Below are 5,640 nucleotides of genomic sequence, written 5' to 3'. Positions count from 1 at the left end.
TGATAAGATAGTCGGCTCGCTAGATAGCTTAAGCCACAACGGTTTAAGAGTAGATAGCGAAAAGCAACACCCTATATATCGGTCACTGGACGACAGTGATTGAGCACTATTTAAAAGCATAACTAAAGAACAACTTGTGTGGATTTTTGCTGATTCAGAATGTTAAAAAATAAAGTTGGTTGACTATCTTTTCGATAGGATTCTAACTATAAAAATTATCATTTAAGACAGCAAGAAAACTCAAAGTTAATTCATTATATGAAACATACGAGAGCGTAATTGCCAGATTAAATGAGCCAAGTTTAGAAGCTTCTTTAAAGAGCTTCATAGCAAGATTAAACTGAAGAGTTTGATCATGGCTCAGATTGAACGCTGGCGGCAGGCTTAACACATGCAAGTCGAGCGGAAACGATGATAGCTTGCTATCAGGCGTCGAGCGGCGGACGGGTGAGTAATACTTAGGAATCTACCTAGTAGTGGGGGATAGCTCGGGGAAACTCGAATTAATACCGCATACGACCTACGGGAGAAAGGGGGCAACTTGTTGCTCTCGCTATTAGATGAGCCTAAGTCGGATTAGCTAGATGGTGGGGTAAAGGCCTACCATGGCGACGATCTGTAGCTGGTCTGAGAGGATGATCAGCCACACCGGGACTGAGACACGGCCCGGACTCCTACGGGAGGCAGCAGTGGGGAATATTGGACAATGGGGGAAACCCTGATCCAGCCATGCCGCGTGTGTGAAGAAGGCCTTTTGGTTGTAAAGCACTTTAAGCAGTGAAGAAGACTCTTCGGTTAATACCCGGAGACGATGACATTAGCTGCAGAATAAGCACCGGCTAACTCTGTGCCAGCAGCCGCGGTAATACAGAGGGTGCAAGCGTTAATCGGAATTACTGGGCGTAAAGCGAGCGTAGGTGGCTTGATAAGTCAGATGTGAAATCCCCGGGCTTAACCTGGGAACTGCATCTGAAACTGTCAGGCTAGAGTAGGTGAGAGGAAGGTAGAATTCCAGGTGTAGCGGTGAAATGCGTAGAGATCTGGAGGAATACCGATGGCGAAGGCAGCCTTCTGGCATCATACTGACACTGAGGCTCGAAAGCGTGGGTAGCAAACAGGATTAGATACCCTGGTAGTCCACGCCGTAAACGATGTCTACTAGTCGTTGGGTCCCTTGAGGACTTAGTGACGCAGCTAACGCAATAAGTAGACCGCCTGGGGAGTACGGCCGCAAGGTTAAAACTCAAATGAATTGACGGGGGCCCGCACAAGCGGTGGAGCATGTGGTTTAATTCGATGCAACGCGAAGAACCTTACCTGGTCTTGACATATCTAGAATCCTGCAGAGATGCGGGAGTGCCTTCGGGAATTAGAATACAGGTGCTGCATGGCTGTCGTCAGCTCGTGTCGTGAGATGTTGGGTTAAGTCCCGCAACGAGCGCAACCCTTGTCCTTAGTTACCAGCGGGTTAAGCCGGGAACTCTAAGGATACTGCCAGTGACAAACTGGAGGAAGGCGGGGACGACGTCAAGTCATCATGGCCCTTACGACCAGGGCTACACACGTGCTACAATGGTAGGTACAGAGGGCAGCTACACAGCGATGTGATGCGAATCTCAAAAAGCCTATCGTAGTCCAGATTGGAGTCTGCAACTCGACTCCATGAAGTAGGAATCGCTAGTAATCGCGGATCAGAATGCCGCGGTGAATACGTTCCCGGGCCTTGTACACACCGCCCGTCACACCATGGGAGTTGATTGCACCAGAAGTGGATAGCTTAACCTTCGGGGAGGCGTTCACCACGGTGTGGTTGATGACTGGGGTGAAGTCGTAACAAGGTAGCCGTAGGGGAACCTGCGGCTGGATCACCTCCTTATAGATGACATTCGGTCAGCAAGAATTCACAACAAGTTGTTCTTTAGTTTAAGCTTACGTTTTATATAAGCGTAATTGGGTCTGTAGCTCAGCTGGTTAGAGCACCGTGTTGATAACGCGGGGGTCAGTGGTTCAAGTCCACTTAGACCCACCATTTTACATGGGGCCATAGCTCAGTTGGTAGAGCGCCTGCCTTGCACGCAGGAGGTCAACGGTTCGACTCCGTTTGGCTCCACCACAATATAGACGGTTAGTAAGCTTCAAGTGCGAATAAATAAAATAGGTATCAAATAGAAACAAGTGATTTGCATAAGATTACTTCTTTCTGTTTTATACAGAATCTGTGACTCGATGAGAGCATAGAAACTATTTAAAAACATAGATATGAGTCTGGGTTAAGAAGAGCGTGTTCACGCGCACTTCTTAACCTTAGTAATCGACCTCTTAACGACATCAGTTGTTATCCCAGGGGTTGATTACTAAAAAAAGTAAAGAGAACTGAATCAAGCGTATAAACATAGGTGATATCGTTATCATAATTAGATTGTATGACACTTTGAAGTCGAAAGACTACTTGGGGTTGTATGGTCAAGTAATGAAGCGCACATGGTGGATGCCTTGGCAGTCAGAGGCGATGAAAGACGTGACAGCCTGCGATAAGCTTCGGGGAGGCGGCAATATCCTGTGATCCGGAGATTTCTGAATGGGGAAACCCACTTACCATAAGGTAGGTATCCTAATTTATTAGGAAGCGAACGAGGGGAAGTGAAACATCTCAGTACCCTTAGGAATAGACATCAAATGAGATTCCCCTAGTAGCGGCGAGCGAACGGGGAGAAGCCGATTAATTCTAATGTAGAAGAACAGCGTGGGAAAGCTGACCGTAGTAGGTGATAGTCCTGTATTCGAAACATTAGAGTTAACATATTAAGTAGAGCGGGGCACGAGAAATCCTGTTTGAAGATGGGGGGACCATCCTCCAAGGCTAAATACTCCTGACTGACCGATAGTGAACCAGTACCGTGAGGGAAAGGCGAAAAGAACCCCTGTGAGGGGAGTGAAATAGAACCTGAAACCGTGTGCGTACAAGCAGTAGGAGCCTCAATTTATTGGGGTGACTGCGTACCTTTTGTATAATGGGTCAGCGACTTATGTTCTGTAGCAAGGTTAACCGTTTAGGGGAGCCGTAGGGAAACCGAGTCTTAATAGGGCGTTTAGTTGCAGGGCATAGACCCGAAACCGAGTGATCTATCCATGAGCAGGTTGAAAGTGTCGTAACAGACACCGGAGGACCGAACCCACTGTCGTTGAAAAGCCAGGGGATGACTTGTGGATAGGGGTGAAAGGCTAATCAAACTCGGTGATAGCTGGTTCTCCCCGAAAGCTATTTAGGTAGCGCCTCGGACGAACACCATTGGGGGTAGAGCACTGTTTCGGCTAGGGGGTCATACCGACTTACCAAACCGATGCAAACTCCGAATACCGATGAGTGATATCCGGGAGACACACAGTGGGTGCTAACGTCCATTGTGGAGAGGGAAACAACCCAGACCGCCAGCTAAGGCCCCAAATTCCTAGTTAAGTGGGAAACGAGGTGGGAAGGCATAGACAGCTAGGAGGTTGGCTTAGAAGCAGCCATCCTTTAAAGAAAGCGTAATAGCTCACTAGTCGAGTCGGCCCGCGCGGAAGATGTAACGGGGCTCAAACTAGGAGCCGAAGCTGCGGATTTGAATTTGTTTTCAAGTGGTAGGGGAGCGTTGTGTAAGCCTGTGAAGGTGTGTTGTAAAGCATGCTGGAGGTATCACAAGAGCGAATGCTGACGTGAGTAACGATAATGCGAGTGAAAAGCTCGCACGCCGGAAGATCAAGGGTTCCAGTCCAACGTTAATCGGGGCTGGGTGAGTCGACCCCTAAGGCGAGGCCGAAAGGCGTAGTCGATGGGAAATCGGTTAATATTCCGATACTTGTTTATAATGCGATGGAGGGACGGAGAAGGTTATGTCAGCCTGGCGTTGGTTGTCCAGGTGAAAGGATGTAGGCTTACAACTTAGGTAAATCCGGGTTGTTATATGGCTGAGATCTGATAGCAAGCTGTACTTGTACAGTGAAGTGGCAAATACCATGCTTCCAGGAAAAGCTTCTAAGCAATAGTTATAAACGAATCGTACCCTAAACCGACACAGGTGATCAGGTAGAGAATACCAAGGCGCTTGAGAGAACTCTGCTGAAGGAACTAGGCAAAATGGTACCGTAACTTCGGGAGAAGGTACGCTGTTGATGGTGATAGGACTTGCTCCTTGAGCTGTTGGCAGTCGCAGATACCAGGCTGCTGCAACTGTTTATTAAAAACACAGCACTCTGCAAACACGAAAGTGGACGTATAGGGTGTGATGTCTGCCCGGTGCTGGAAGGTTAATTGATGGGGTTAGCGTAAGCGAAGCTCTTGATCGAAGCCCCAGTAAACGGCGGCCGTAACTATAACGGTCCTAAGGTAGCGAAATTCCTTGTCGGGTAAGTTCCGACCTGCACGAATGACATAATGATGGCAGCGCTGTCTCCAGCAGAGACTCAGTGAAATCGAAATCGCAGTGAAGATGCTGTGTACCCGCGGCTAGACGGAAAGACCCCGTGAACCTTTACTACAGCTTTACATTGAACTTTGACCTGACTTGTGCAGGATAGGTGGGAGGCTTTGAAGCCGAGACGCTAGTCTCGGTGGAGCCAATCTTGAAATACCACCCTGGTCATGTTGGGGTTCTAACTCAGGTATAACAATACCGAGGACAATGTATGGTGGGTAGTTTGACTGGGGCGGTCTCCTCCTAAAGAGTAACGGAGGAGTACGAAGGTGCGCTCAGACCGGTCGGAAATCGGTCGTAGAGTATAAAGGCAAAAGCGCGCTTAACTGCGAGACCCACAAGTCGAGCAGGTACGAAAGTAGGTCTTAGTGATCCGGTGGTTCTGTATGGAAGGGCCATCGCTCAACGGATAAAAGGTACTCTGGGGATAACAGGCTGATACCGCCCAAGAGTTCATATCGACGGCGGTGTTTGGCACCTCGATGTCGGCTCATCTCATCCTAGGGCTGAAGCAGGTCCTAAGGGTATGGCTGTTCGCCATTTAAAGAGGTACGCGAGCTGGGTTTAGAACGTCGTGAGACAGTTCGGTCCCTATCTACCGTGGGCGTTGGAAATTTGAGAGGATCTGCTCCTAGTACGAGAGGACCAGAGTGGACGAACCTCTGGTGTTCGGGTTGTCACGCCAGTGGCATTGCCCGGTAGCTACGTTCGGATGGGATAACCGCTGAAAGCATCTAAGCGGGAAGCCCACCTCAAGATTAGATTTCCCTAAAGAGCCGTTCAAGACTAGGACGTTGATAGGCAGGGTGTGGAAGTGCAGCGATGCATGTAGCTAACCTGTACTAATTGCTCGTTTGGCTTGACCATACAACACCCAAGTGGTTTGTATACAAGTCTAATTAATCTATCTTGTATAAGCTGTAGTGGCTTATAGAATAAAGACAGAATATTTCGATATCACCTTTAACCTTGATTCAGTTAGGTTACAAGTTGATCGACCATAAACTAAACACTTATAGTCAAACAATAAAAACAACAGACTCATATCTAACCCCCTTTGCTGACGACAATAGCACGATGGCCCCACCTGATCCCTTCCCGAACTCAGAAGTGAAACATCGTAGCGCCAATGGTAGTGTGGATTCGTCCATGTGAGAGTAGGTCATCGTCAGCTCTCTATTCTAAA

2 tRNA genes and 3 rRNA genes are annotated in these 5,640 nt (G+C 48.2%); all 5 read left to right on the top strand.

The features are described from left to right. The first annotated feature begins 337 nt into the window (after nucleotides 1-337). A 16S ribosomal RNA gene (locus JMY02_RS13370) occupies nucleotides 338-1,876 on the top strand. Between the two features lie 76 nt (nucleotides 1,877-1,952). Continuing rightward, nucleotides 1,953-2,029 (top strand) — tRNA-Ile (locus JMY02_RS13365). A gap of 8 nt (nucleotides 2,030-2,037) precedes the next feature. Next, nucleotides 2,038-2,113 (top strand) — tRNA-Ala (locus JMY02_RS13360). Nucleotides 2,114-2,461: 348 nt separating this feature from the next. Further along, nucleotides 2,462-5,321, top strand: a 23S ribosomal RNA gene (locus tag JMY02_RS13355). 192 nt (nucleotides 5,322-5,513) lie between these two features. Further along, nucleotides 5,514-5,628: ribosomal RNA gene (gene rrf / locus JMY02_RS13350) — 5S ribosomal RNA — on the top strand. Together the 16S, 23S and 5S rRNA genes with 2 tRNA genes alongside form the textbook arrangement of a ribosomal RNA operon. Nucleotides 5,629-5,640: the final 12 nt, after the last annotated feature.

Source organism: Psychrobacter vallis (genome assembly GCF_904846715.1).
Classification (GTDB): domain Bacteria; phylum Pseudomonadota; class Gammaproteobacteria; order Pseudomonadales; family Moraxellaceae; genus Psychrobacter; species Psychrobacter vallis.
The sequence above is the reverse complement of the archived record's forward strand: the minus strand, read 5'-3'. Positions and strand labels throughout refer to the sequence as shown.